General features: G+C 66.3%; 20 protein-coding genes. 9 read left to right on the top strand and 11 right to left on the bottom strand.

Annotated features, from left to right (window positions below; all coding sequences use genetic code 11):
* Nucleotides 1-12: 12 nt before the first annotated feature.
* Nucleotides 13-1,794, bottom strand: coding sequence for an ABC transporter ATP-binding protein (locus ACVZTU_RS03835; protein ID WP_482401456.1), 1,782 nt, complete (start codon nt 1,792-1,794; stop codon nt 13-15).
* Nucleotides 1,791-3,545 carry an ABC transporter transmembrane domain-containing protein gene (locus tag ACVZTU_RS03830; RefSeq protein WP_482401455.1) on the bottom strand — a complete coding sequence of 585 codons (1,755 nt, stop codon included), beginning with the start codon at nt 3,543-3,545 and terminating at the stop codon, nt 1,791-1,793. The genes ACVZTU_RS03835 and ACVZTU_RS03830 overlap by 4 nt, the downstream gene beginning before the upstream one ends.
* Nucleotides 3,546-3,628: 83 nt before the next feature.
* On the opposite strand from ACVZTU_RS03830, the gene ACVZTU_RS03825 reads away from it, so the two are divergent.
* Both ACVZTU_RS03825 and ACVZTU_RS03820 read left to right on the top strand, forming a co-directional pair.
* Complete coding sequence (locus ACVZTU_RS03825; RefSeq protein ID WP_482401454.1) at nt 3,629-4,513, top strand: oxidoreductase; 885 nt, start codon at nt 3,629-3,631, stop codon at nt 4,511-4,513.
* Between the two features lie 35 nt (nt 4,514-4,548).
* Nucleotides 4,549-5,622: an amidohydrolase family protein gene (locus ACVZTU_RS03820; RefSeq protein ID WP_434593860.1), complete on the top strand. Its 1,074-nt coding sequence runs from the start codon at nt 4,549-4,551 to the stop codon at nt 5,620-5,622.
* Between the two features lie 34 nt (nt 5,623-5,656).
* On the opposite strand, the gene ACVZTU_RS03815 is transcribed toward ACVZTU_RS03820, so the two are convergent.
* Nucleotides 5,657-6,847: an acyl-CoA dehydrogenase family protein gene (locus tag ACVZTU_RS03815; RefSeq protein WP_434593857.1), complete on the bottom strand. Its 1,191-nt coding sequence runs from the start codon at nt 6,845-6,847 to the stop codon at nt 5,657-5,659.
* 122 nt (nt 6,848-6,969) lie between these two features.
* On the opposite strand from ACVZTU_RS03815, the gene ACVZTU_RS03810 reads away from it, so the two are divergent.
* Together ACVZTU_RS03810 and ACVZTU_RS03805 are read left to right on the top strand one after the other, a co-directional pair.
* Nucleotides 6,970-7,866 carry a LysR family transcriptional regulator gene (locus ACVZTU_RS03810; protein ID WP_434593854.1) on the top strand — a complete coding sequence of 299 codons (897 nt, stop codon included), beginning with the start codon at nt 6,970-6,972 and terminating at the stop codon, nt 7,864-7,866.
* Nucleotides 7,867-7,960: 94 nt separating this feature from the next.
* Nucleotides 7,961-8,596: a class I SAM-dependent methyltransferase gene (locus tag ACVZTU_RS03805; RefSeq protein ID WP_181272251.1), complete on the top strand. Its 636-nt coding sequence runs from the start codon at nt 7,961-7,963 to the stop codon at nt 8,594-8,596.
* Between the two features lie 70 nt (nt 8,597-8,666).
* Here ACVZTU_RS03805 and ACVZTU_RS03800 read toward each other — a convergent pair whose 3' ends face one another.
* From ACVZTU_RS03800 to ACVZTU_RS03785, 4 genes are all read right to left on the bottom strand, one after another.
* A complete protein-coding gene (locus ACVZTU_RS03800; protein ID WP_434595343.1) occupies nt 8,667-10,070 on the bottom strand; it encodes an aldehyde dehydrogenase family protein in 1,404 nt (467 codons plus the stop codon).
* 125 nt (nt 10,071-10,195) lie between these two features.
* Nucleotides 10,196-11,587, bottom strand: coding sequence for an APC family permease (locus ACVZTU_RS03795; RefSeq protein ID WP_434595340.1), 1,392 nt, complete (start codon nt 11,585-11,587; stop codon nt 10,196-10,198).
* A gap of 295 nt (nt 11,588-11,882) precedes the next feature.
* Nucleotides 11,883-12,845 (bottom strand): AraC-like ligand-binding domain-containing protein, encoded by a 963-nt coding sequence (locus tag ACVZTU_RS03790; protein ID WP_139469164.1) that lies wholly within the window; start codon nt 12,843-12,845, stop codon nt 11,883-11,885.
* A 169-nt stretch (nt 12,846-13,014) separates the two neighbouring features.
* Nucleotides 13,015-13,611 (bottom strand): TetR/AcrR family transcriptional regulator, encoded by a 597-nt coding sequence (locus tag ACVZTU_RS03785; protein ID WP_139469163.1) that lies wholly within the window; start codon nt 13,609-13,611, stop codon nt 13,015-13,017.
* A gap of 100 nt (nt 13,612-13,711) precedes the next feature.
* On the opposite strand from ACVZTU_RS03785, the gene ACVZTU_RS03780 reads away from it, so the two are divergent.
* From ACVZTU_RS03780 to ACVZTU_RS03765, 4 genes are all read left to right on the top strand, one after another.
* Nucleotides 13,712-15,649 (top strand): primary-amine oxidase, encoded by a 1,938-nt coding sequence (locus ACVZTU_RS03780; protein ID WP_482401453.1) that lies wholly within the window; start codon nt 13,712-13,714, stop codon nt 15,647-15,649.
* A 341-nt stretch (nt 15,650-15,990) separates the two neighbouring features.
* Nucleotides 15,991-17,067: an IS110 family RNA-guided transposase gene (locus ACVZTU_RS03775; RefSeq protein ID WP_482401316.1), complete on the top strand. Its 1,077-nt coding sequence runs from the start codon at nt 15,991-15,993 to the stop codon at nt 17,065-17,067.
* A 186-nt stretch (nt 17,068-17,253) separates the two neighbouring features.
* On the top strand, nt 17,254-18,894 hold the full coding sequence (locus ACVZTU_RS03770) for a GMC family oxidoreductase (protein ID WP_482401452.1): 1,641 nt from the start codon (nt 17,254-17,256) through the stop codon (nt 18,892-18,894).
* 124 nt (nt 18,895-19,018) lie between these two features.
* Nucleotides 19,019-20,254, top strand: coding sequence for a threonine/serine exporter family protein (locus ACVZTU_RS03765; RefSeq protein ID WP_482401451.1), 1,236 nt, complete (start codon nt 19,019-19,021; stop codon nt 20,252-20,254).
* Nucleotides 20,255-20,338: 84 nt separating this feature from the next.
* Here the strand turns inward: ACVZTU_RS03765 and ACVZTU_RS03760 are convergent, their stop codons facing one another.
* The 3 genes from ACVZTU_RS03760 to ACVZTU_RS03750 are packed head-to-tail and all read right to left on the bottom strand — an operon-like array spanning nt 20,339 to nt 23,613.
* Nucleotides 20,339-21,316: an aldo/keto reductase gene (locus ACVZTU_RS03760; RefSeq protein ID WP_181272258.1), complete on the bottom strand. Its 978-nt coding sequence runs from the start codon at nt 21,314-21,316 to the stop codon at nt 20,339-20,341.
* A gap of 60 nt (nt 21,317-21,376) precedes the next feature.
* Nucleotides 21,377-22,240, bottom strand: a complete 864-nt coding sequence (locus tag ACVZTU_RS03755; RefSeq protein ID WP_482401450.1) for an SDR family oxidoreductase — start codon at nt 22,238-22,240, stop codon at nt 21,377-21,379.
* The gene (locus tag ACVZTU_RS03750) at nt 22,237-23,613 is read right to left on the bottom strand and encodes a flavin-containing monooxygenase (protein WP_181272260.1); all 1,377 of its coding nucleotides are present in this window, start codon (nt 23,611-23,613) and stop codon (nt 22,237-22,239) included. Before ACVZTU_RS03750 ends, ACVZTU_RS03755 begins: the two co-directional genes overlap by 4 nt.
* 48 nt (nt 23,614-23,661) lie before the next feature.
* On the opposite strand from ACVZTU_RS03750, the gene ACVZTU_RS03745 reads away from it, so the two are divergent.
* Nucleotides 23,662-24,342, top strand: coding sequence for a TetR/AcrR family transcriptional regulator (locus tag ACVZTU_RS03745; RefSeq protein ID WP_180345638.1), 681 nt, complete (start codon nt 23,662-23,664; stop codon nt 24,340-24,342).
* 77 nt (nt 24,343-24,419) lie between these two features.
* Here the strand turns inward: ACVZTU_RS03745 and ACVZTU_RS03740 are convergent, their stop codons facing one another.
* A complete protein-coding gene (locus tag ACVZTU_RS03740) occupies nt 24,420-25,265 on the bottom strand; it encodes a DNA-formamidopyrimidine glycosylase family protein (RefSeq protein WP_482401449.1) in 846 nt (281 codons plus the stop codon).
* Nucleotides 25,266-25,477 lie beyond the last annotated feature (212 nt).

The following is a 25,477-nucleotide window of genomic DNA, read 5'->3' as shown; positions in this document are numbered from 1 at the left end:
TGTCCGACGGCCTCAGCCCGACCATGCCTCCCACAGCTCGGCGTAGCGGCCGCCCGCACCGACGAGTTCGGCGTGGGTGCCTTCCTCGATGACCTGCCCGTGCTCCATGACCAGGATCCGGTCGGCTTTCTCCGCTTGGCTGAGCCGGTGGGCGACGATGAGCGCACCACGGCCGGAAAGGGCCGCCTCGGCGGAGGATTCGAGGACATGAGCTCCGGCCGATCCCGCCTCGGCGGTGGCTTCGTCGAGAATCGCGAAGTCCGGGTCGGCGAGGACGAGGCGGGCGAGCGCGATCATCTGCTCTTGAACCGCGGACAGGCGGACCCCGCCCTCCCCGGTCTGCGTGTCGAGGCCGTTCGGCAGGGATGTCGCCCACCCGGCGCCGACCGTGTCCACGGCATTGCGCACATCGTCGTCGCTTGCGTCCGGACGCGGCAGGGTGATGTTGTCGCGCAGGCTGCCGGAGAAGGTGTGCACCTCCTGCGCGACCATGGCGATATGCCGGCGCAGCGCGGATTCGTCCATCGATCCCACGTCCACCCCGTTCGCCGAGGCGGCCCCGCCATCCGTCAGCTGTGCCCGTCCGTGACCGGGTGCGGACAGTCCCGCGGCGATCTTCGCCAGCGTCGTCTTCCCGGCACCGGTGGTGCCGACGACGGCGATGTGCTCACCCGGCGCGATGCTCAGGTTCACCCCACGCAGCACGTGATTGTCCGTATCCGGGTCCGTGTCGTAGGAGAACCACAGGTCCTCGAGCACGAGGCACGGGGCGGCAGGTGCGGCCTGGATCGGTCGCTTCGGCGCGGTTCCGGCTTCGTCGATGACTCCGACCATCCGGGTCAGGGAGGCACCAGCCGATTGGATCTGATCGAAGAGTCCGACGAGGGCGCCGATGGGGTTGAAGAGGCGGTGGAAGACCAGGGCCGCCGTGGTCACGGCGCCGGCGGTGGACTCCCCGAACCAGACGAGGACGAAGCCGGCGACCAGGAGCAGGGAGAGCACGACCGCCTCGGCGCGGTTGTTGCGGCCGAAGGCGCGGGTGACGAACCGGAAGACGTCGATCGACAGGTCGCGGGCATGCGCAGAGGCGGAGTCGATGCGTCGCATCTCCCCGGCCTCGGCACGATAGGCGCGCAGGGTCGCGCTACCTGTGAGTCCGCCGAGCAGGCGCCCGGCACGCCTGCCGAAAGCCGCGCGTTCTTCTTTGTAGATGGGTTCTGATCTGGGCAGATACCAGCGCAGGGTGAGCCAGTACATCGGCACGGCGACGAGCCCGGTGAGGCCGAGACGCCAATCGATGGCGGCCAGACCGAAGGCAGAGACCACGACGACGAGGAGGGATTCGACGACGAGCGGCAGCACTTGGCCGGCGGCCTCGCCGATCTTGCGGGAGTCGTCGGCGACGCGGGAGACGAGGTCGCCGGTGCCGGTGCGTTCGATCCGCTGGGACTCGAGTGTCAGGGCTGAGTCGACGACTTCGGTACGCAGTTCGGCGACGACGGGCATCGCGATGCGGGCGAGCGCCCAGGCGCCGATCCATGTGCCGGCGGCCATGACGATGCCGGCGATCGCGACGGCGATGGCGCAGACCAACACGAGTTCGGGGTCTGCTCCGGCGGGGAGTTCGTCGACGAGACGGCCGATCGCCCACGGCCCGACGAGGCCTGCCCCGGCATTGGCCAGTCCCGCGACGACGAGGAGGACGATCCAGCCGGCGCGGCGCCGCAGCAGCGGGGCCAGGTGGGCGAAGGAGCGACGCCGCGAGGCGATCGTCAGGGTGGTCTGCGGCGTCATCGGGTCACCGCGTCTCTGTAGGCCTCGGCACTGTCGGTGTCCGTCTCGAGGAGATCGGCATGGCGGCCGATGAGCAGCGGGCCCGACGTGGGGCGATAGACGACGGTGTCGGCGGCGGCGAGGAAGGCCGGGGATGAGGTGAGAATGATCGTGGCCTGACCTCCTCTCCTGCGGCGCAGTCGGCTGAGCCCGTGGGCGATCTTCGCTTCGGTGACCGCGTCGACGGCGGTGGTGGGTTCGGCGAGGACGAGGATCTGCGGGTCGGCGTTCAGGGCTCGAGCCAGGGCGACGCGCTGCCGCTGGCCGCCGGAGAGGTTCCCGCCGAGTTCCTGGATCCGGTAGCCGAGTCCCCCATCGACGAGGTCGAGCAGCTCGTCGACTCCCGAGGCGGCGAGCACCTCGGCCGAGATCGGTGGGTGACCGGCAGCGTCAGTGCGGTCGTCGGTGTCTGTACTGTCGTCGGCGACGACCATCGTGATGTTCGATCCGATGGTGCCTTCGAACAGATCGACGTCGTGGGGTGCGACGAGCATCCGGGCGGGGCCGAGGCTCCTGGCGTGGGAGGTCAGCTCAGCCAGCAGCATGGCTGCATCCTCGGCGTCGTCGGAGACGATGCAGGTCAGCGCTCCCCCGGCGGTGGTGAGTGCCCGGGACTCGGCGGTCGTCGGCCATCCGGTGATGGTGATTCCGGATTCGGTGGTGGTCACTCTCGGGCGGATATCGGCGGCATCACGGGTGGTGGGGGCCGCCTCGGCGCTGGTGTCTGTCGCATCGCCGGTGCCTGATTCAGCATCGATGCTGGTCAGCAGGCGGGCGATCCGTTCGGCGGCGCCGTGGGATTGGGCGAAGAGGCCGACGATGTCGGCGAGTGCGCGCATGGGCTCGGTGAGGAAGGCGGTCATGCCAAGGATGCCGATGAGCGCGCCGACGCTCATCTGGCCGTCGATGAGGCGCAGGCCCGCGACGATGAGGACGATCGCCAGCACCGCGGACATGACGAGTGCCCCGAGCCCGGCCAGGCGTCCGGTTTTCTCACCTGTGGCGACGCCGGCGTCGGCGGCCGCATCGGAGGTGGCGCGGTAGCGACGGACCGCCCACGGCTCTCCTCCCATCGCTTTGATCACGCGCAGTCCGTGCATGAGGTCAGACGCCGAGCGTCCCGCGGAGGCGACGGCTTCGAGCTGCGCGGTCGCGCGCGCGGAGACGGACCGGCCGGGCAGGGCGACGATGATCAGGCCGACGGGTACGGCGATGAGGACAACGAGTCCGGTCACGGGGTCGGCGATGAGGAGGAAGACCGCGGCGGTGATCATGCCCAGCACCGAGGCGATGCCGCGTCCGGCCTGTTGAAATGCGGTGGCCGCGGTGTCGGCATCCGCAGACGCGATCGACAGAACCTCGCCCGAGGTGCGGTCGGCTGGAAGGCTCGGGGCGGTCAGCGCCGCGTGTGTGATCTCGACACGCAGGGCGTGGGCTTCGTGCTCGCGGGCGGAGTTGCACAGACGTGCACCGAAACGGTAGCCGAGGCTGAGCACTGTGAAGAGGAGGCCGAGGCCCATGATGGAGATGATGAGGGCTGGGATCGACAGCGGGATGATCGCCCGGTCGACGATGATGCCGATCGCCACCGGCACGAGCGCTTCGCAGACCTGCCAGATCGACAAGGCCCCTGCTCCACCGAACAGGGGACGGATGCGCCGACGGGCGGCTCGGCGCAGCATCTGCGCACCGGTTTCAGGGGTCTTCGGCACGAAGGCTACCCTAACAAATTCGGTGGTGCGGTGGCGGCTCGGGTGGACAGCTGACTGCCAGGGCGGAAATCTAGGATGGCTTCATGACTTCTCCGATGGACTTCGGCATTCCCGATCTCACAGGGCGCACGGCCCTCATCACCGGCGCGAACGGCGGACTCGGCCGGGTGACTGCCCGGGTTCTCGCGGGCCGCGGTGCCCATGTCATCTTGGCCGTCCGCAACCGCGCGAAGGGTGAAGCCGCCGCGAAGACGATGTCCGGGAGCACGGAGGTGCGCGACCTCGACCTCGCCGATCTGTCCTCGGTGCGCGACTTCGCTGCGGACTTCACCGATCCGGTCGATCTCCTCATCAACAATGCGGGGATCATGATCCCGCCCCTGTACCGGACCGTCGACGGATTCGAATCGCAGTTCGGGACGAATCACCTCGGCCATTTCGCCCTGACGAATCTGCTGCTCCCGCAGGTGCGCGAGCGCATCGTCACCGTCGCCTCCATCGCCCACCGGTTCGGCACGATCGACTTCGACGATCTCCAGTGGACCGGCCGATCGTATCGGCCGATGGCCGCCTATGGTCAGTCGAAGCTGGCGAACCTGCTCTTCACCGATGAACTCCAGCGCCGGCTGTCCGAACGGTCATCCTCGGTGATCGCGACGGCCGCCCATCCGGGGATGGCGGCGACGAATCTCTTCGGCTCCAGCGACGACAACTCTTTGGACGCGCGAGTCAGCCGTGCGTTCACCCGGGTGGTCGCTCAGAGCGAGCAGAACGGGGCACGGCCGATCCTCTGCGCCGCCGTCGCCGATCTGCCCGGTGGCAGTTACATCGGCCCGACCGGCCTGTTCGAGATCCGCGGAAAGCCGGGGTTCGCATCCCGTTCGGCGAAGTCCACCGACACCGAGGTGGCCCGCCGACTGTGGGCGGTGTCCGAAGAGCTGACCGGGGTCGGCTTCCCGGAACTGTGAGGATTGCAGATGCCTGCGGTGACTAAGGTGGATTCATGACGACTCTGCGCAATGTGCACATCATCGATGTCGACACCGCGGCCATCGGCGATGCCGTCGACATCGACTTCGCCGATACGATCACGACGATCAGTCCTGCCGAGGCCCCGTCTGCGGAGTCGAACGGCTTCGTCCTGCCCGGGCTCATCGACACCCATGTGCACCTGAAATCACGGGAGCCGCTCGTCGGTGCTCTTCGCACGGGGCTGACGACGCTCGTCGATCTCGGGACGCATCCGGACTCGCTTGTCGACGATTTCCGGTCCGACCGCGGAATCCCGGGGATCGTCAGCGCCGGATCGGCCGCCTCGGCACCGGGGAGCTCACAGATCGAGCTGATGGGATTCCCCGTCGGATCCGGTGTCACCGGGCCCGACGATGCCGAGCGGTTCCTCGACTGGCGGGAGGCCGGCGGAGCCGATCTCATCAAGATCATCATCGAGGATCCGGACGCCACCGAGGTGCCCGCGCTCGATATTCCGACGCTGCGGGCGCTCGTCGACGGAGCCCGCGGCCGGGGGCTGCTCACCGTCGCCCATGCGGTCACTCCGGGGGCGTTCGATCGCGGCCTCGAGGCTGGTGTCGATGTGCTCACCCATGTCCCTTTCGGGGCACGGCTGAGCGAGGCGACGATCTCTCGGATCGTCGAGACGGGCACCATCGTCTCCCCCACCTTGGTGATGATGCGTGCGATTGCCGACGCCCGCCTCCGCGAGCATGCCGATTCCGCGTTCGCTCTCGCCCTGTCGAATGTGCGCGCCCTGCACGCTGCGGGAGTGCGGATCATTGCGGGCACCGATGCGAACGAGACGCCGTTCGCGCCCGTGCCCCACGGGGCGTCGCTGCACGGTGAGCTCGGCTACCTGATCGACGCCGGGATGACTGCCGCCGAGGCGATCCGGTCGGCCACCTCGGGCGCAGCCGATGCGCTCGGGCTGAGTGACCGGGGGCGGATCGTCGAAGGCGACCGTGCGGATCTGCTGGTCCTCGGGACCGATCCGCTGGCTGATCTGGAAGGTCTGCGCACCCCCGCCGAGGTGTGGGTCGGCGGGGCGCAGGTCAGCAGCTGACCTGGGGTACCGGCCGACTGCGGAACCGATCAGCTCAGCGGAAGGCCTGCTGGCCGGTGATGTGGCGGCCGAGGATGAGGGTGTGGACCTCGTCGGTGCCTTCGTAGGTGCGCACGGATTCGAGGTTGTTCGCGTGCCGCAGCGGTGAGTATTCGAGGGTGATGCCGTTGCCGCCGAGCATCGTCCGGGCCTCCCGGCAGATGGCGATGGCTTCGCGGCAGTTGTTCAGCTTGCCGACGGAGATCTGCACGGGGTCGAGGGTCCCGGTGTCTTTGAGTCGTCCTGTCTGGATGGCCAGGAGCGTGCCCTTCTGGATCTCGAGTGCCATGTTCACCAGCTTCTCCTGAGTGATCTGGTAGGCGGTGAGCGGCTTGTCGAACTGGAGGCGGTTCTGTGCGTAGTCGAGGGCGACTTCGAAGGAGTCGCGGGCGGCCCCCATGGCGCCCCACATGATTCCGTACCGGGCCTCATTGAGGCAGGAGAACGGCCCCTTCAGTCCCGTGACCTCGGGCAGGACCGCCTCGGCGGGCAATTTCACGTCCGCAAGGTTGATATCGCACTGGATGGAGGCCCGCATCGACAGCTTCTGCGTGATCGGGGTGGCGGTGAATCCGGGGGTGTCGGTGGGCACGAGGAAGCCGCGGATGCCGTCGTCGGTGGCGGCCCAGATGACGGCGATATCGGCGATCGAGGCCAGACCGATCCAACGTTTGGCACCGTTGAGCGTCCAGGATCCGTCGGCGCCCTGGGTGGCGGTGGTGGCCATGGACGCCGGGTCGGACCCGGCGGTGGGTTCGGTCAGTCCGAAGCAGCCGATGATCTCACCTTTGGCCATTCCGGGAAGGTAGCGGTTCTTCTGCGCCTCGGAGCCGAACTTGTGGATGGCCGACATCGCCAGCGATCCCTGGACGGAGACGAAGGTGCGCAGTCCGGAGTCGCCGGCTTCGAGTTCGAGGGCGGCGAGACCGTATTCGACGGCGGAACGCCCCGGGCAGCCGTACCCCTGCAGATGCATGCCGAGGAGGCCGAGCTCGCCCATCTCACGCACGATCTCGGTCGGAAAGATCGCGCCTTCGTACCATTCGGCGATGTTCGGGCGGATCCGCTCGTCGACGAAGCTGCGGACCTTTTCGCGCAGCGCCAGCTCGTCGTCGGTGAGGAGTCCGGCGAGGTCGAGCAGGTCGGAGGGGTCGGCGGTGGTGGTGTCTGTGGTTTCGGCAGTCATGGGCGTCTCCTTGGGCATTGAGTTCGTCTTCAACAGTGCCATCGGAATTACTCAGAGTCCAAGAGGTAATATCATGGTGATTAAGCGTATATTCTTATCAATCGGCGCAGTGGGGACATGACATGGAGTTCAGGCAGGTCACTGCGTTTCTCGCCGTCGCCGAGGAGCTGCATTTCGGGCGAGCTGCGGAACGTCTGCACATCGCGCAGCCCGCGCTCAGCCAGATGATCCGCGCGCTCGAACGAGACCTCGACGTCGATCTGTTCGAGCGGACGACGCGGCGGGTCCGACTGACGCCGGCGGGTGAGGCGCTGCTCGAACCCGCTGCGGCAATCGGGACTCAGGTCGACGGTGCCCGGCGCATGGCCCGGGCCGCTCAACAGGGCCTGGCGGGCCGGGTGCGCATCGGATTCGGCGGCACGAGCGGCTACTCCATCCTCTCCAGACTGGCCCGCGAGGTCGGCGAACGGCACCCTGGCATCAGCCTCGACCTGCAGCCGCAGATGTACTGCGGGGAGGCCGCGATCGCGCTGCGCGACGGGGAGACGGATCTCGCGATCATCAGCCCGCCGGTGCCGGCCGGTGTCGAGGTCCACGACATCCGGCAGGAGAGCGTGATGATCGCTATGCCCTCGGGGCATGAGCTGGCGGAGCGTGAGTCGGTGAGCATGGGTGAGCTCGCCGGTCAGCCGTTCATCTCCTATGCCCCGTCGCACGGATCTCAGGTCAGAGAGGTGATGATGCGGCTGGCCGATGACGCCGGTTTCCTGCCGCAGGTCGTCCAGGAGGCACCGGATCCCTACAGTCTTCTGGCGCTCGTCGGCGCGCAGGTCGGCATGGCCGTCGTCGTCGAGTCCTCGGATCACATCCGCATCGACGGAGTGCGCTATGTCCGCCTCGCCGAGGGCGGGGATTCGTTCACTCTCGCCCTCGGCTGGCGCCGGAACAACCCGTCCGAGGCGCTGGCGAGGGTGCTCGACATCGTACGCGAGCTCTTCCCCTCCCCTATTACTACCTGACGGCGGCCCAGCAACCTGGCGCGAGGTTGCTGGGCCCCCGTCAGGTAGTTCTGAGAGCGCGAAGTTGGTGCGGAATGAGTGAGAGACTATGGGGATGGTGCATTCGACCGATCTTTCGGACTACGCCGCAAAGATGCGGCGGTTGGCTCATTCAAGTACCGATCTCGAGGTCGACGCCCGGTTCATCGACATGATTGTGCCTCGCAAATCAACGGTCCTTGACATCGGCTGCGGCATCGGCAGTGCGGTCGCGGCACTGCGCAGAGCCGAACACCGGGCATTCGGCATCGACCCGAATCCCGAGGTGCTGCAGGTGGCGAGGGAGCTCTTCGACTCTGTTTGGTTCCGGCAGTTGTCAGCGACAGACCTGTCACCCGGAACGATGCCAGATCATCAGTTGCCGAAGCGCTTCGATCTCATTCTCATGTCAGGCAATGTGCCGGCTTTTCTGACTCGAGTGGAGCTCGCAAGGGCATTCGCCACTGCCGACGAGCTGCTGGCACCTGGCGGTCGCCTCGTTGTCGGAACAACGACCCACCGACGAGGCGGTCCTGTCGATCTCGATCACTGCGCGGCCGGAACATCACTGAGACTTGAGCATCGTTATGGAGACTGGCACCTCGGCGCATTCGACTCCGACTCACCGTGGTCGGTCAGCGTCTATTCGGCCCTAGGTACCCGCCGCACAGCTGACGGCCCCGACGGCATTCACGCATTACCACCCGAATAGCCCTCCCAGAACTACCTGACGGCGGCCCAGCAACCTCGCGCGAGGTTGCTGGGCCGCCGTCAGGTAGTAATTACCAGGAGATGACTTGGGGGATGCTCACGTGCTTGAGGCCCTCGAGACCGAATTCGAGACCGAAGCCGGACTTCTTGACCCCACCGAACGGCACGCGGGGGTCGACCGCGCCGTGTTTGTTGATCCACGTGGTTCCCGCCTCGAGACGGGCCGCGACCTGTCGGCAGGCGTCGAGGTCTGTGCCCCACACCGAGGATCCGAGGCCGACTTCGAGCTCGTTGGCCCATTCGACGGCCTGGTCGAGGTCGGTGTACTTGATGATCGGCAGGACCGGCCCGAACTGCTCCTCGGCCACCAGCGGGTTGTCGTTGTCGATGTCGGCGACGAGGGTCGTCGGGTAGAAGTAGCCGGGCTGCTCGGCGACGGGATCGCCGCCCATGAGCACGCGCGCTCCCCCGTCCTTGGCTGCGTCGACGAGCCGAGCGACGATGTCGTACTGCTGCTTGTTCTGCAACGGCCCCAGCACGTTCTCCTCTTCCAGCCCCACACCCATCGGGGACTGTCCGGCCACCTCGACGAGGGCCTGGCAGACCTGATCGTAGAGCGATTCGGGGACATAGAGCCGCTTCATCGCAGCACACGTCTGTCCGGTATTGATGAACGCGCCCCAAAACAGGTCTCCCGCGATCTGGGCCGGATCGGCGTCTTCGAGGATGATGCCTGCGTCGTTGCCGCCGAGCTCGAGGGTGATGCGGGCGATGTTGTCCGCGGCGGTGCGCATGATCGCCTGTCCGGTCTTCGTCGACCCGGTGAACATGATCTTGTCGACATCCTCGTGGCTGGTCAATGCAGCGCCCACAGAACCATCACCGGGAACGACGGAGAGCACATCGGCCGGCAGCACCTGGTTGACCACAGCCACAAGCGCCTGCACGGACAGCGGCGTGTACTCCGAGGGTTTGAGGACGACGGTGTTTCCCATCTTCAGAGACGGCGCGAACTGCCAGACGGAGATCATCATCGGCCAATTCCAGGGACCGACCGCACCGACGACGCCGACGGGCTTGTAATGGAGTTCAGCATGCGTTTCGCCGTCGTCGACGAGGACCTCGGGTTCGAGTTCGAAGGACGCGTTCGCACGCAGCCAGGCCGCGCAGGCACCGACTTCGAAGCGGGCGTTGGGTCCGTTGAGGGGTTTGCCCTGTTCGCGTGAGAGCAGCTCAGCCAGCGCCTCGGCGGAGGCTTCGATGGCGTCGGCGGCTCGGTTGAGCAGGTCGTTGCGCTCCTGGGAGCTGCGCGCTGCCCAAGCAGGCTGAGCCCGGCGCGCTGCTGTCACCGCAGCGTCGATCTCTGCCGGTGTGCCTTCGTGGGTGCGGCCGACGACCTCACCGGTGGCGGGGTCGTGGATCTCGCGTCCGGAGGGGTCGACGATGGCGGCGAGAATTCCAGCGGTGGTGGTCATTTCAGTGGCGGTTGCCTCGGCGGTCATGGTGCTCCTTTGATCGGCGACCGGGTAGGTCGGCGGCGGTTGGTGTGGTCATTTTCTGGCGGTGTGTACGGCTGTTTCAGGCGGTCGGGACGCCTACGTCATCCCAGGGAACCACCCGAACCGATTCCTGCATAGAGATTCGGTGACGACGAGCGGAGGACGATGGCCCAGATCGTGCCGATGAGCCCGGGGACGAGAACGATGGCCGGCAGCAGCCAGGACAGGACCGTGGTGCCCTCTGCGCCGATGAGAACGTTGAAGTTGATGACGATGGCGACGAAGAGGACGAGGAGTCCGATGGCTGACAGGCCCGGGGCGATCGCGCGGGTCCACAGCGAATACTCCCCCGACTTCGTGCGCAGGAATCCGACGACGGCGAGCGCAGTCAGCGCCATGAGCAGGACGAGTCCGAAGGCCCCCATGTTCGTCAGCCAGGTGAAGAGCGTGACGACAGGGAACAGCGGGTCATCGCTGCCGGAGCCGACCACGGCGAAGACGAGGATGATGACAAGCGCCAGTCCCGACTGGGTGAGGGAGCCGGCCACGGGAGCACCGGTGCGCCGCGAGGTCCTGGCCAGCGACGACGGCAGAACCCGGTCTCGACCGAGCGCGAAGACGTAACGGGCGACGATGTTGTGGAAAGCCACGAGCGCGGCCAGCAGCGAGGTGAGGAACAGCAGGTTGCCGAGGTCGACGAACCACACCGGGGCGTGTTCGCCGAGGAAGACGAACATGAGGTCGGGCCCGAATTCCTGGGACCGGCCGATGACCTTCGAGACCCCTTCGCCGACGACCATCGCCCAAGCTGAAAACGCGTAGAACACCGCGATGATGCTCACGGCGATGACGGTGGCCCGGCCTGCCGTGCGACGAGGATCTTTGACCTCCTCGTTATAGATGGCCCCGGATTCGAAGCCCATGAAAGCCGCGATCGAGAATGCCAGGGCCGCGCCGACTCCAGGGGCGAAGAGCTGATCGAAAGCGAGCCCGTCGCCGGTGATGCCCTCGGGGCTGTGCGCGAGTCCGATGATGTCGAAGACGATGACGACGAGGAACTCCGCGCCGACGATGATGCCGAGCACCTTCGCGGAGAAGTCGACGCGCAGCACTCCCATGATGCCGACGATGACCCAGGCGATGAGGGCGCAGACCCACCAGGACCAGGAGATGCCGAAGAGAGTGTCGAGGAACGAGGAGAAGACGAAGCCGAACATTCCGGCGATGCCGATCTGCATGGCGTTGTACGCGACGAGCGCGGTCATCGCCGCTCCCATTCCGGCGGGCTTGCCCAGCCCTTTCGAGATGTAGGCGAAGAAGGCCCCGGCGTTGTGGACGTGGCGGCTCATCGCCGCATAGCCGATGGCGAAGAGGATGAGAATGATCCCGAGGACGACGAATGACAGCGGAATCCCCACCAGGCCGGTGACAGCGAAATTGCTGGGGACTCCGCCCGCAACGACGGTCAACGGCGCCGAGGCGGCGATGATCATGAAGACGAGCGCGGGGATTCCGATGCGGCGGGCATCGAGTGAGGCCGTGGCCGAGGGTGCCTGCCCGACGTCCGTGGAGGCCCGATCGGCGGCATTGCCGATCGGGGAACCCAGGCCGCCTTTGGCCGGGTCCGAGCTGAGAGTGCTCATGTGATCCACCTAACAGTCAAAGTGATTACTGCCAGTGTGGGTGCCGCCTGCAGATCGCGTCTTGGCTTTGCAGGCAGAGTTCTTGACGATTCGCGCATCCGCGTCGGGGCGCTTCGGTTCAACCGGTACCGGTATGAGGACTGGCTCAGTCGGCGTGGATGCTGCGGCGGTACCCGGCGGGCGGCTGTCCGACTGCACTGCGGAACAGCCGGGAGAAGTGTGCGGGATCGCTCAGTCCCCAACGGGCGCCGATGGCGGCCACCGGGGTCTGGCGCTGCCCGGGGTCGGCGAGGTCGAGTCGACATTTCTCGATGCGGCGTCGTCGGATCTCTCCGGCAACGGTCTCCCCGGTGCCTTCGAAGATCTGGTGCAGGGTGCGCACCGAGATGAAATGGGCGGCGGCAATGGTCGATGGGCTGAGCTGCGGGTCGGAGAGGTGGACATCGATGTAGTCGGTCATCTCAGCCCACAGTTGCTGCCGCTCGTCGATCTCGCCGCCCGCGGCAGAGAGCTCGTCGGCCATCACGGTGGTGAGCAGATCGACGACGTTGCCGGCCAGCCGCACACCGGTCGCCCGGTTGAGGGTCGGCAGCATGGCCCCGGCCTGGGAGATGACCTGGGCGACGACCGCGCCGAGTTGGTGGTCGGCTCCGATCGGGGTGGCGGTGAGTTGGCCGACGGTTCCGGCAGGCAGGTTGACCCGTGACTGCGGGAACATCATGACGTAGGACGAGAAGTCCGAATCGAAGCTGAGCGTATACGGTCGTGACGTGTCATAGATGGCCAGCGATCCGGGCGCCAGAGCCATCTCACGTCCGTCCTGGATGAGCAGTCCGTGCCCGTCGAGCTGCAGAGAGACCTTGAAGTAGTTCGTGCCGGCCGCGCAGCCGTGCGCCTCCGACCGGGCTCGGGCGATCAGCTCGGGGGTGCGCAGGACGGCATGGGGATTGGCGTTGATCTGCGACATCACCACGGAGTCGTAGTCGCGCGCGCTGATGCGACCTTGGAATCCGCCTCGGCGCTGGGGTTCCGTATCGAGTGGGACGAACGAGTCCGAGACCAGGCCCTGCCAGCCGTCGAAGTCGTTCGCGGTGTCTTCAAGCAACATCGTCGTCCTCAGTTCACTCGGCCTCGACCGCTTCGCCGAAGGCCCGTTGTCCGGTCACTCTATCCCCAACCGCCGCGCCAGTCACCACCCCGAACCCGATTACCGACCATTTGGTCACCTAGCTTCGGCAAGGCTCCCTCCGTCCAAGGTTCGCCCCGGCCCTACCGGTTCAGTTCGGCAAGTCGAGTCGGGCGATGACGTAGTCGAGCTGGGCCCGAAAGCCGGCGAAGTCGAATCCGCGCCCTCCGATGATCGCGCTGGTCTGCGCCCCGAGCAGATACGTCAGGAGCACTTCGGTCTCGGATTCGATATCGACCTCGGCACGCAGATGACCGTCAGCGTCGGCCTCGCCGAGCCAGGAGACGATCCACGCCCTCCACAGCTCCATGGTCCCTGCGGTCGCGCGGGCGTGTTCGGGGTTCTGGGCCACCTCGGCGAGATAGGACAGGACGACGCGGGCTTCGTCGTGCAGCGCGGGGGTCACCGGGAGCACCTCGTGCGCAAAGGCGCGCAGAGCGTCGAGACCGCGCAGGCCCGTCGTCGAGGTCGCGACCCGGGCGTTCGTGGCCTCGAAGACGTAGAGGTAGGTGGCCGCGAGCAGGTCCGCCTTCGAACCGAAGTACGTTTTGACGACCCCATTGGCGAACCCGGCCTCAGCCGCGATATCGCGCATCGTCGCCCCACTGAGGCCCTGGCGGACGATCAGGCGCAGCGTCGCCTGCACGAGGTCCAGTCGTCGCTGGTCATGGTCGACGATCTTGGGCATGGTTCCTCCACAGCGGTGCAGATCGGGTCTTGACTTTATTTCCTACGAGTGTAGATTTTAGCGTGACTCAGTCCACAGGCCCAGATTGCAAAGGTGCACAATGTCCTGCCATTCCTCCCCCTCCGTCGCCGAGGCGACCACCGCCACCCCCTTCACACTGCCGACCGAGGCCGAGATCTCGACCGTCACCGCGGTGCTGCGCGCGGCCGGGCACTTCCCCGATACCGCGCGCATGGCCTACGTCGGCCTGCTCGATCCCGTGCGCGGTACGGAGCGGGCCATCGCCGAGGTGGATCGCCGTTTCCGTGCCTTCATCCTCGACAAGTCCGCAGGCACTGCCCGCGATATCGTCGTCTCGGCCACCCGTGAGACGGTCGAATCCGTCGCCGAGGTGGACTCCACCGAAGAGGGCGAGTTCCCCGTCATGGAAGAGGAGTTCGAGGTCGTCGAAGAGGTCCTCGCCGCCGATCCGACGTGGCGGGCGAGCCTCGAGAGGCGCGGGCTGTCCGTCGCAGAGGTCCGGGTGGCGCCGCTGTCGGCCGGGGTCTTCGAATACCCGGAGGAGAAGGGACGGAGGATCCTGCGCGGGCTGGCATTCCATCAGCAGCATGAGTCGGACTCGGCGTGGGCGCACCCGATCGACGGACTCGTCGCCTATGTCGATGTCACGAACAAAACCGTCGACCAGGTCCTCGACCTCGAGAACGTTCCGGTGCCGGCCGAGCACGGGAACTACACGGATCCGGAGCTCACCGGACCTGTGCGGACCACGCAGAAGCCGATCTCGATCACGCAGCCGGAGGGGCCGAGCTTCACCGTCACCGAGGGCAACCACATCGAGTGGGAGAAGTGGTCGTTCGATGTCGGCTTCGATATGCGCGAAGGCCTCGTCCTGCACAACATCGCCTTCGACGACGGTGAGCGCCGTCGCACGATCCTCGATCGGGCGGCGATCGCCGAGATGGTCGTTCCCTATGGTGACCCCTCACCGGTGCGGTCGTGGCAGAACTATTTCGACACCGGCGAATACCTCGTCGGGCAATGGGCGAACTCGCTCGAGCTCGGGTGTGACTGCCTCGGCGATATCACCTATCTGTCACCGTGGGTGGCGAACAACCTCGGCGAACCTCGGCAGATCAAGAACGGCATCTGCATGCATGAGGAGGATGCGTCGATTCTGGCCAAGCATTCGGACCTGTGGTCGGGTGTCGCCTACACCCGGCGCAACCGTCGCTTCGTCGTCTCGTTCTTCACCACGGTCGGCAACTACGACTACGGGTTCTACTGGTATCTCTACCTCGACGGCACGATCGAGTTCGAGGCCAAGGCCACCGGTGTCGTCTTCACCTCGGCGCTGCCGAACGGGTCGACGGATTTCGCCTCGGAGATCGCGCCCGGACTCGGTGCCCCGTTCCACCAGCATCTCTTCGGGGCTCGACTCGACTTCGCCCTCGACGGCGGCAAGTGCCGGGTCGAGGAGGAGGACGTGGTGCGTCTGCCGGTCTCGCAGGACAACCCGCGCGGCAATGCCTTCAGCCGGTCCCGGACCGTTCTGGCCACCGAACTGACTGCGCAGCGGGATGCGGATCAGTCGAAGGCGCGGACGTGGGTGGTGACGAACCCGGAGTCGACCAACCGCCTCGGCGAACCGGTCGGGTACAAACTGCACCCGACGGGCCTGCCCACGTTGCTCGCGGCCGAGGACTCGTCGATTCATCGCCGTGCCACGTTCGCGTCGAAGTCCCTGTGGGTCTCGCAGTATCAGGAGGACGAGCGCTACCCGACCGGGGATTTCCCGAATCAGCATCCCGGCCATGCAGGGCTGCCGGCGTGGACGACATCCGATCGCAACGTCGACGGGGAGGACATCGTGGTCTGGCACAGCTTCGGCCTCACCCACTTCCCGCGGGTCGAGGACTGGCCGATCATGCCCGTCGACACCGTCGGCTTCAAGCTGCGACCTGAGGGATTCTTCGACCGCTCCCCCGTCCTCGACGTCCCCGCCCCGGAGTCCGGCTCCCCCTGCTGCGACTCCTAACCTCCCCAATTGCTACCCGACGGCTGTGAGTCTTGGTAGTGGCTGGTCTGGGACCGGCTGGCAGAGTAGGTGTTGGCCGTACCCATCCCGTGATCGTGACTCAACCCGGCGGTGACCCACCCCCTTTGGTGGTGTCTTCGGGCCGATTTGTCCGATCACATGGGTGGTGCGGCCGGCACCAGCCCGGCCCACCTCGGTAACTTGATCAGAAGGCTGTCCACCCCCGGAAAACCGGGGGCGTGACTCATCACAGTGTTGTTCCGAAGTGACTCCTACCCGGACCGGTACCGGCCGCAAGCGGCCGGTCAACCTATCGGTCAAACAGGAAGCTTCGAACCGCCATGTCCATTGTCGCGCACTTATACAACTTCTTCATCGGCGTCGATACCCACGCCAGAAACCACGTCTACACGATCATCACCAACACCGGTCTCCTCGTCGCTACCCGCAGTTTCCCGACGTCGCGGGCCGGGATCAAACGGGCTCTGAACTGGGCTGGTAGGCGCACCGGCGGTGACCTCGACACCCTCTGGGTTGTGGAAGGAACCGCATCCTACGGGGCGGTGCTGACCGGGCACATCGCCGCGGCCGGATACTCGGTCGTCGAAGCCGGGCGGATGGATGCCAAGGCCAGGTTCGGTGTGGGCAAGAGCGACGAGCTCGACTCCTACCGGATCGCGGCATCCGTGTTGGCGTTGCGCACTGACCAGCTGCGGTGGCCGCGACAAGGCGCGGGTGTCCGGCAGGCACTGCGTGTCCTGCTGGCAGCCCGGGACGCGATGACCACGGAACGGACTCGGATGATCAACTCCCTGACAGCTCTGGTGCGCACCATCGATCTGGGCATCGATGCCCGTCAGTCATTGACTGATGACCAGGTCACAGAGATCGCGAAATGGCGGGCCCGCAATGAGGACATTGATGTGTCCACCGCCCGTGATGAAGCAGTCCGTCTGGCCAAACGGGTCCTGGCTTTGAATGACGATCTGCAGGACAACCATGACAGGCTCGCCGAGCTCGTTGAAGCCAGCCCGGCCGCGGTCTTGCTGGCCGAGCCCGGGATCGGTCCGTTCAGTGCTGCTGTGTGCTTCACCGCGTGGTCCCATCCGGGTCGGGTACGGAACGAGGCTGCGTTCGCAGCTTTGGCGGGGGTCAACCCGATCCCTGCGTCGTCGGGTAACACGCACCGGCATCGGTTGAATCGGGGTGGGGATCGGCAGTTGAACCGGGCTTTGCACACGGTGATCACGAACCGGATGATCCACGATGAGAGGACCAGGGATTATGTTGCCCAGCGCTTTGGTGAGGACCCGACGAAGAAGTCGAAGAGGGAGCTCAAACGCAAGCTCAAATGGTATCTAGCGCGTCGGGTCTTCAGGATTCTCAACGGGTTAGAAACTAGTCCCGCGCCGGCTTGACAGACATAGAAGGATCGGCCCAGCAACCTGGCGCCAGGTTGCTGGGCCGCCGTCGGGTAGCACGGAGAGGTCGGGTGGGACCGGAATTGACGATGCGCGCACGACCGTCGCCGACGACTTGCCGAATCGTGCACACCTCGTCCGCAGGCATTCCTCACCGGTGTCCGACGTCACTAGCCTGTGGCCATGACAACCGAGCATGAATCAGGCACCGTGGCCTCGAACACCTCAGACCATCCGGACACGTTCCCCATTGAGATCCCGAACGAACGATTCGACTACGTCATCGTCGGAGCGGGATCGGCCGGGTGCGTCCTCACCCGTCGACTGCTCGATGCCGGAAAGAAGGTCTGCCTCGTCGAAGCCGGCGGAGACGAGACCAATCCGAACATCGACCATCTCAACAACCTCGGACTGATCTGGCATTCGCAGCAGGACTGGGACTACTACACTCCCCCGCAGCCGGCGGCGATGAACCGCCGCATCCACCTCCCCCGCGGCAAGGTCCTCGGCGGGTCGAATGCCCTCAACGCCGTCATCTGGGTCCGCGGCGATGCCTGGGACTACGAACAGTGGGTCGAATCCGGGTGTCCGGGATGGTCCTGGGACGAGGTCTGGCCGGTCTTCGCCGCAATCGAGAACTTCGACGGCGACATCGCTGAGAATCGAGGCACCGACGGTCCGATGGATGTGCGCGTCGACTATGCGCGCAATCCGCTGCAGGAGGACATGTTCACGGCCGCCACACAGACCGGCATACCCGTCAATGACGACTACAACTCCGGATCCGTCGAAGGCATCGGAAAGATCCAGCTCAACGTCCGCGACGGCAAACGACTGAACACATGGCGCGCCTACCTCAAGCCCCGCCTCGGCGATGAGAACCTCACGATTCTCACCTCCGCGCACGCCCGTCGGCTTCTCCTCGACGGGACCGCGATCACCGGTCTCGAGATCGATTTCCGCGGCCGCGTCGGCACCGTGTCCGCCGACGAGGTCGTCCTCTCCGCGGGTGCTCTGGCCTCCCCCGAGCTGCTACTGCGGTCGGGCATCGGTCCCGCCGAGGAGCTTGCCGAGGTCGGCATCGACTCCGTGGTCGATCTGCCGGGCGTCGGCAAGAATCTCCAGGATCATTGGCTCTCACCGGTCATCTTCTCCACCGGAGATCGGGAGGTGCCGATGGGAGAGGTGGCGCCCGCCGAGGTGCACTTCTTTGCGAAGTCCCGACCGGATCTGCCGGTCCCCGACACTCAGCCGTTGTTCTTCTCCGTGCCGATGTATGCCCAGGATGCGGCGCCGGCCGGGCAGACCGGACCAGGACCCGGCGGAGCATTCACTCTGCAGGGCGGCCTGGTTCGCCCCGAAAGTCGCGGAGAGGTGCGGCTCAGCGGGCCGAATCCACAGGATCCGCTCGTCGTCGATCCGCAGGTGCTCTCGGCACAGGCCGATGTCGATGCTCTCGTCGCCTCGGTGAGGCAATGCCGTGAGATCGGGCGAGCCGAGGCCCTGTCATCGTGGCAGCCCACCGAGATTCACCCGGGCCCCGAGGTGGCCGACGAGGACCTCGAGGACTACGTCCGCGGGTCGGTTGTGACTTATCATCACCAAGCCGGGACCTGCCGGATGGGGACGGACGCCGAGGCGGTCGTCGACCCGGCCACGTTCGAGGTCCGGGGCGTGAGCCGGCTGCGGTTGGCCGATGCGTCGATCATGCCGCTCGTGCCGACCGGGAACACGAACGCTCCGACGATCATGATCGCCGAACGCGCCGCGGCCGCTCTCGTCGGCTCCCCAGCCGAAGGAATCACCGCACCCGCCTCCCATTGATTCCCCTTATTGCTACCCGACGGGGGCCCAGCAACCTGGCGCCAGGTTGCTGGGCCCCCGTCGGGTAGTAGGAGGCTGGTATCTTCTACTTCGTCGGCCGATCTGCAGACGAGAGGGATTGGGAGTGCACGAGGCAAGCGAAAAGACCGTCCCCGCACAGGAGCTGCTGGTGACGATCGGGACGGGGCTGCTCGCCGGTGGGATCTCCTCGGTCGATGTCGAAGACGCTCTGACCGGGCTGGCACCTGCGGTCGGCCTGAAGTCCATCAACGTCGCAGCTCTTCCCAAGGGCCTGTTCCTCACCATCGGCCCCGGCAGTCCCACCCGGTTCGAACGCATCGGTCCTGACCTGCGGTTCGACCAGACAGCGAAGCTGCTCGACATCGTCGACGCCGTGCGGTCGCGTCGGCTCGGCATCGACGCCGCTCGCCGCATGATCGAGGCCGAGGTCTACGGCACTCCCCCGCGCTGGCCCGGATGGGTGACCTGCCTCGGCGCGGTGCCCGTCGGCGTCGGGCTGTGCCTGCTGCTCGAACCGGGACTGGTCAACCTCGCCTTCGCCGCTCTCGGTTCGCTCATCGTCGCGGGTGTGCTCGCCGTCAACGCCCGCCACCCCAGCCTCGGACCGCTGCTGCCGGTCGCCTCGGCGTTCATCGTCGCGGTGCTCATCCTCATCGGCTTCCGCCTCGACTGGCTGGACAGTCCCCTGCGCACGATCGTCGCCACCCTGGCGCTGCTGCTGCCCGGCAGCGCCGTGGTCACCGGGCTGACCGAGATCTCCGCCGGCGCCCTCTCGGCAGGCAGTTCCCGGCTCGTCTCGGCCACCGTCCAGTTGGCGATGTTCATCGCCGGAGTCGCCGGTGCCGCCGTCGTCACTGGCACCGGCGCCGAGGCGCTTGCGAACTCCCAGCTCACCGCCTCGACATGGTGGCTCTCCGCCCTGGGCGTGGCCGCCGCGACACTGGGCCTCATCATCTATCTGCACACCCCTCTCGAGCACACCGTGCCGATCGTCCTCACCATCACTGCGGCCGCGCTGGCGCAGCTGGGCATCGGTGCCGAATTCGGTGCGGCCATCGGCGGTCTGGCCGGCGCTTTGACCGCATCGGTGGTGGCCGTCGTGCTCTCGCGCCTGCCGAAAGGCCCGATCTGGCGGATCAGCTTCGTGCCCGCGTTCCTCGTCGTCGCCCCCGGGTCGTTCGGGCTCCTCAATGCCTCACAGATCGAATTCGGTGACGGCGCTGGGGTTGCCGGCAGCATGCTGGCGGCTGCGACCACGTTCTTCACGATCGCCATCGGCACGGTCATCGGCGCCGCCATTGCCCACACCGTCGAGCCCAAGGACGAAATCGTCGCCTGAGACACCCCTAGAGCTACCTGACGGCGGCTCAGCTACCTCGCGCGAGGTTGCTGAGCCGCCGTCCGGTAGTAATTGGGAGGGAAGTCAGGACGGTTCTTCTACAGCGAACGGTGTCGAGGCCCGGTCGAGACGGTCGACCTCGTCGGTGCTGAGCTCGAGCCCGGGCGCGGCCATGACCGCCTCGAGCTGCTCAGGTGTGCGGGCCGAGGCGATCGGCGCCGTCACGCCATTCGCCAACAGCCAGGACAGCGCCACAGTCGTCGGAGCGACATCGTGCGAATCAGCGATCGCGACGAGATCGTCGACGACCTTGAGCCCCTCGGCATTGAAATATCCCTGCACCATGCCACCCCGATCGGCCCCCTCGAGGTCGGCTTCGGTGCGGTATTTGCCGGTGAGGAAGCCGGCGGCAAGGCTGAAGTACGAGAACACCGCGAGATCCCGCCGCTCGGCGATTGGGCGCAGATCGGTCTCGAACTCCCGCCGATAGACGAGGCTGTACTGCGGTTGGATCGCGACCGGCTTGACCAGCCCTTCGTCCTCAGCCGCTGCGAACCACCCGGCCAGACGCGCCGGCGAATAGTTCGACACCGCGGTGTGCTTGGCCTTACCGGAACGGACGATCTCATCGAAGGCGCGGGCCACCTCGGCGATGGGGGTCACCTCATCGTCACGGTGGGCGTAGTAGAGGTCGACGTGATCGGTCTGCAGACGCTCCAGTGAGGCGTCGATGGCGGTGCGGATGTATTCGGGATCCTGCGTCTTGTGCTCGGGATGGTCGCCGACCTTCGTGGCGATGACGACGTCATCGCGGTTGTCCCGCGAGTCCAACCAGGTGCCGATGATGGTCTCGGATTCGCGGCCGGTGTTGCCGGGCACCCACGCAGGGTAGGACTCGGCGGTGTCGAGGAAATTGCCGCCGCCTGCCACGAAGGCGTCGAGGACGGCATGGGACTGCGCCTCATCGGCCGTCCACCCGAAGGTGTTCGTGCCGAGATTGATCGGGAAGACGGACAGGTCGGTGCCGGGGATCTGCTTCCGTGACGTCAAATTTTCCTCCATTCGCAGAATGTCCGGGCCTCAGATGGCCCGCACCTCTGCACAACGGATAGATCTGGAGGACTATTCCGCCGAGGCGGCCCACCCCTGACCGCGCCCCGCGCGGGAGGTCGTGAACGCCGCGACCTCGTAACCGGCGCGGGCGTCGGCCCTCACCTGCGCGACCTGGTCGGGCACCATGGCCCCGAAGATACGGTCCCTGACCGGCTGCGGCAGGAGATCGGCCAGGCGGGTCACGGGACCGATGAAGCCGGGTACGGTGATCTCGAAACGGGGCCGGGCGACCGCACGGACGACGGCGGCCGCGACATGGTCGGGACGCAGCAGCGGACCCGCACCGGTGCCGGTCCCCGCGGCCAGGACGGTGTCGACGACGGCGGGCATGACGGCGGTGAAGTGCACCCCGGTACCGCGCATCTCCGTGCGCACAGCCTTGAGGTAGCCAAGCACTCCGTGTTTGGTCGCCGCGTATGTCGCCTCGCCCGGGGTGGGCAGGATCGATGCCGCCGAGGCGACCGTGATGAGGTGACCGTGCCCGGCCTCGCGCATGGCAGGTGCTGCGGTCTTGATTCCGTTGATGACGCCGAGGAGGTTGACCTCGAGCTGAGCGCGAGCCGCTCCGTTCGGTTCCTCGTCGAAGGAACCGACCCACATGATGCCGGCATTGTTGACGAGCACATCGACGGGGCCGAGATCGCGGCGGACGAATTCGAGGAAATCGGCGAAGGATTCCGGGTCGGTGACGTCGAGGCCGAAGGCGCGCACTCCCAGTTCCGCGGCGGTGTCCTCGGCCGCTTCGAGGTCGCGGTCGCCGATGGCGACTCGAGCGCCGGCCGCGGTGAACTGTGCGGCGATCGCCTTGCCGATTCCGCGTGCCCCTCCGGTGACGGCGACGATCTTCCCGCGGGTCGTGCCGGAGCGTTTCATGCGGCGATAGCTCCCTTCTTCATCTCCCGGTCGATCTCCCACAGATAGTGGTCGAAGTCGACCTCCATCGTGTGCCGGGGCGAATCGTAGAACTGCTTCTTGTTCCGGCGGTCATCGCGAGCCATCTGTCTGACCATGTCCCGGCTGCTCGGCAGTTCGCAGGATCCCGTGAGGATCTTCGCCACCAGCTTCGACTGGGCTTCGGACAGCGGCATGACCGCACCCACCGGCTGGAGCAGGCCGATGAAGAACAGCCCCGGCAGGTCGGGGTGGACCATCCGCTTCCACAGCGGCAGGTCGTTGTTCGCGACATCGACGACGTCGGAGGACAAGAACGGAAACGACACTCGGTACCCGGTGGCCCAGACGATGAGGTCGGCCGGGGCCGAGGTTCCGTCGGTGAAGACGACGCGGTCGCGCTCGAGGCGTTCGATCCCGGGACGCACCGTCACGGTACCGGCCTTGAGGCGATCCCGGATGGCATCCGACTGCACGGGGTGGGACTGGCCCGGCGTGTGGCCGGGCACCGGCAGTCCGTATTTCTTCAACCCGCCGGAGAGGATCGCGCCGAGGCGCAGCCGGGCCGAGGTCATCCACCACGGGGCCCACCCGGGCAGGACGATCTGGTCGGCCGCCATGCCCATGATCGTCTTCTTCATCACCCATTGGCCGCGTCTGATCGAGAGGGTGACGTTGTTCGCCCGGCGCGAGCCTTCGACGGCGATGTCCATGGCCGAGTTGCCGGCACCGACGACGACCACATCACGTCCCTCGAGCTGGTCACCGCTGCGGTAGTCGTGGGCGTGGATCTGTTCGCCGGCGAAGTCCCCCGGGTAGGCAGGGTCGGGCCAGCGGGCATCCCAGTGGTGGCCGTTGGCGACCATCACGGCATCGTAGTGCCGGGTCTCCGACACGGCATCTTGACCTATTCCGGATCTGATGTCGACATCCCAACCGCCACGGCCGCCTCGGCGAACATCGGTGACTTCGGTGTTGAAGGTGATCGTGTGACCGAATCCGAAGTGGTCGACGTAGTCACGGAAATAGTCGAAGACCTGATCGTGGCTGGCGTAGTGCGGGTAGTGCTCGGGCATCGGGAAGTCGGAGAAGGCCATGCGCGGGCACGAGGTGTTGATCTGCAGGGTCTCGTAGCAGGCGCTCTGACCATTGGGGTTATCGAAGAGCCATGTGCCGCCGATTTCGCTGCCCTTTTCGAAGCAGTCGAAGGGGATGGCTGAGGTGTAGAGCGTCTTCGCGGCGGCGATGCCGGAGGATCCCGCTCCGATGATGCAGACCTTCGGCAGTGAGGGGTCCGGGGCGATCGGGGCGGTGGGGGCCGGTGCGCGACGACCTTGTCGAATCATGTAAGCCATGTCACAGAGTATGCCAGTGAAAATATGAATTTTCACTATTATGGGAGGATGGATTCTTCTCCGGCCCAGCCTTCGTCCCCACGTCGCTGGCACGGCACCCTGCGGTCGGAACGGGATTCGGCGCGTCGTACGCGCCTGCTCGACGCGGCGCTCGAGCTCTACGGAACGATCGGGTTCCGCAAGACCTCGGTGCAAGCCCTGTGCCAGGAGTCGGGGGTCTCCAGCCGGTCCTTCTACGAGCTCTTCCCGACTCAGGAGAGTCTCCTCGAAGACCTCTACATCGAACTCAACGAGGAGATCACCACGGTCCTCGACGAGGCGCAGATCCCCTCTGACGCCACTTTGGCCGAAGCTGCCAGGCTGATCGTCGGCGCGGCCCTGTCGCCGATGCTCGATGACGAGCGCAAGGCTCGCGTCCTCGAGGTAGAAGCCGTCGGCATCTGCGACTCACTCGAGGAACGGCGTCATCAGACGATGCGACTGCTGGCCGCCTCGGTGCAGGGAGCCTTCGACGAACTCGATCACGCCTACGGCCTGACCGCGCCGGCGGCGTCGAATGACCTCACAAGCATCGTCCTCGTCGGCGGAATCACCGAGACGCTCGTGCAGCGCATCCACACTCCCGCCGATGAGCGATCATCCCGGGATGAGTTCCTCACCGACATCACCGAGGTGGCCCTGCGTGCCCATGGCATCGCCGACCGCCATTTTCGCCTCCGCCCAGCGTGAGAGTGCGGTGAGCGCGGTACAGATCCTGTCGATGGTGCCGTCCATGCCGGTGGTCGGACCTCACTTGAGGAGGCGCATCACTTGAGGAGGCGGTCCATTCGACGGTCGGAGAGCTTCCTTCCGCCGGTCTGACAGCCGGGGCAGTACTGGAGGGATTTGTCGGCAAAGGACACCTCGGCGATGGTCTCCCCGCAGACATGACAGGTCTCACCTGTGCGGCCGTGAACGGAGAATCCGCGTTTCTTCGCGGTTTTGATCTTGCCCGGCGGCAGGCCGACGAGGGCTGTGCGGGCGGCATCGAGCACCTCATGGATGGCGGTGTGCAGCGTCTGCGGGTCGACGGTCTTCGCGGTTGCGAACGGGGAGAGCTTCGCAGCGTGGAGGATCTCATCGGTATAGGCATTGCCGAGGCCCGAGATGATTCTCTGATCTTCGAGGACCGTTTTGATCCGGGAGGTCGACTCGGACAGTGCCGCGGCGAGTTCGTCGACGGTGAGACTCAGGGCGTCGGGGCCGAGCGATGCGAGGGCGGGCACCTCGGAGAGGTCGCGGACGAGGGAGACGGCGGCGTTCTTCTTCGATCCGGGTTCGATGAGGTCGAAGGCGGCCCCCGAGGCCAGGGCTACGCGCATTCCCAACGGCCCTTTGCCCATCCGGATCGGACCACTCGGTGCGGTGTCGTGCCAGTTCAGCCAGCCCATTCGGGCGAACCGGCAGACCAGGTTAAGTCCGTCGAAGCCGATGATGAGGGCTCGCCCACGGCGGGCCACCTCGGTGATTTCAAGTCCGGCGAGCGCATCGATGCTCGGGTCGACGGTCTTGAGCAGGCTGAGCTCGGCGATGTCCGCGCGGGTGACGAAGTCCCCGACCAGCCGAGGACGCAGGAAGTCGACCAGCGCGTCGACCTCGGGCAGCTCCGGCATAGTCCCAGTATCCTCCTCACCTCCCAATCCCAACACCCCCAATTGCTACCTGACGGCGGCTCAGCAACCTCGCGCGAGGTTGCTGAGCCGCCGTCGGGTAGTTCTGAGACGCGCAAACCCGGTCGCAGGAGGTGACCGACCTTGAGAACCCGTCGGTCGAGGACTAGCGTGGATTGACCACCGCAAACCGAGTGGCTTCGGTGGATCGCTGA

The sequence above is a fragment of the Brevibacterium sp. OS20 genome (genome assembly GCF_056837565.1).
The sequence above is the reverse complement of the archived record's forward strand: the minus strand, read 5'-3'. Positions and strand labels throughout refer to the sequence as shown.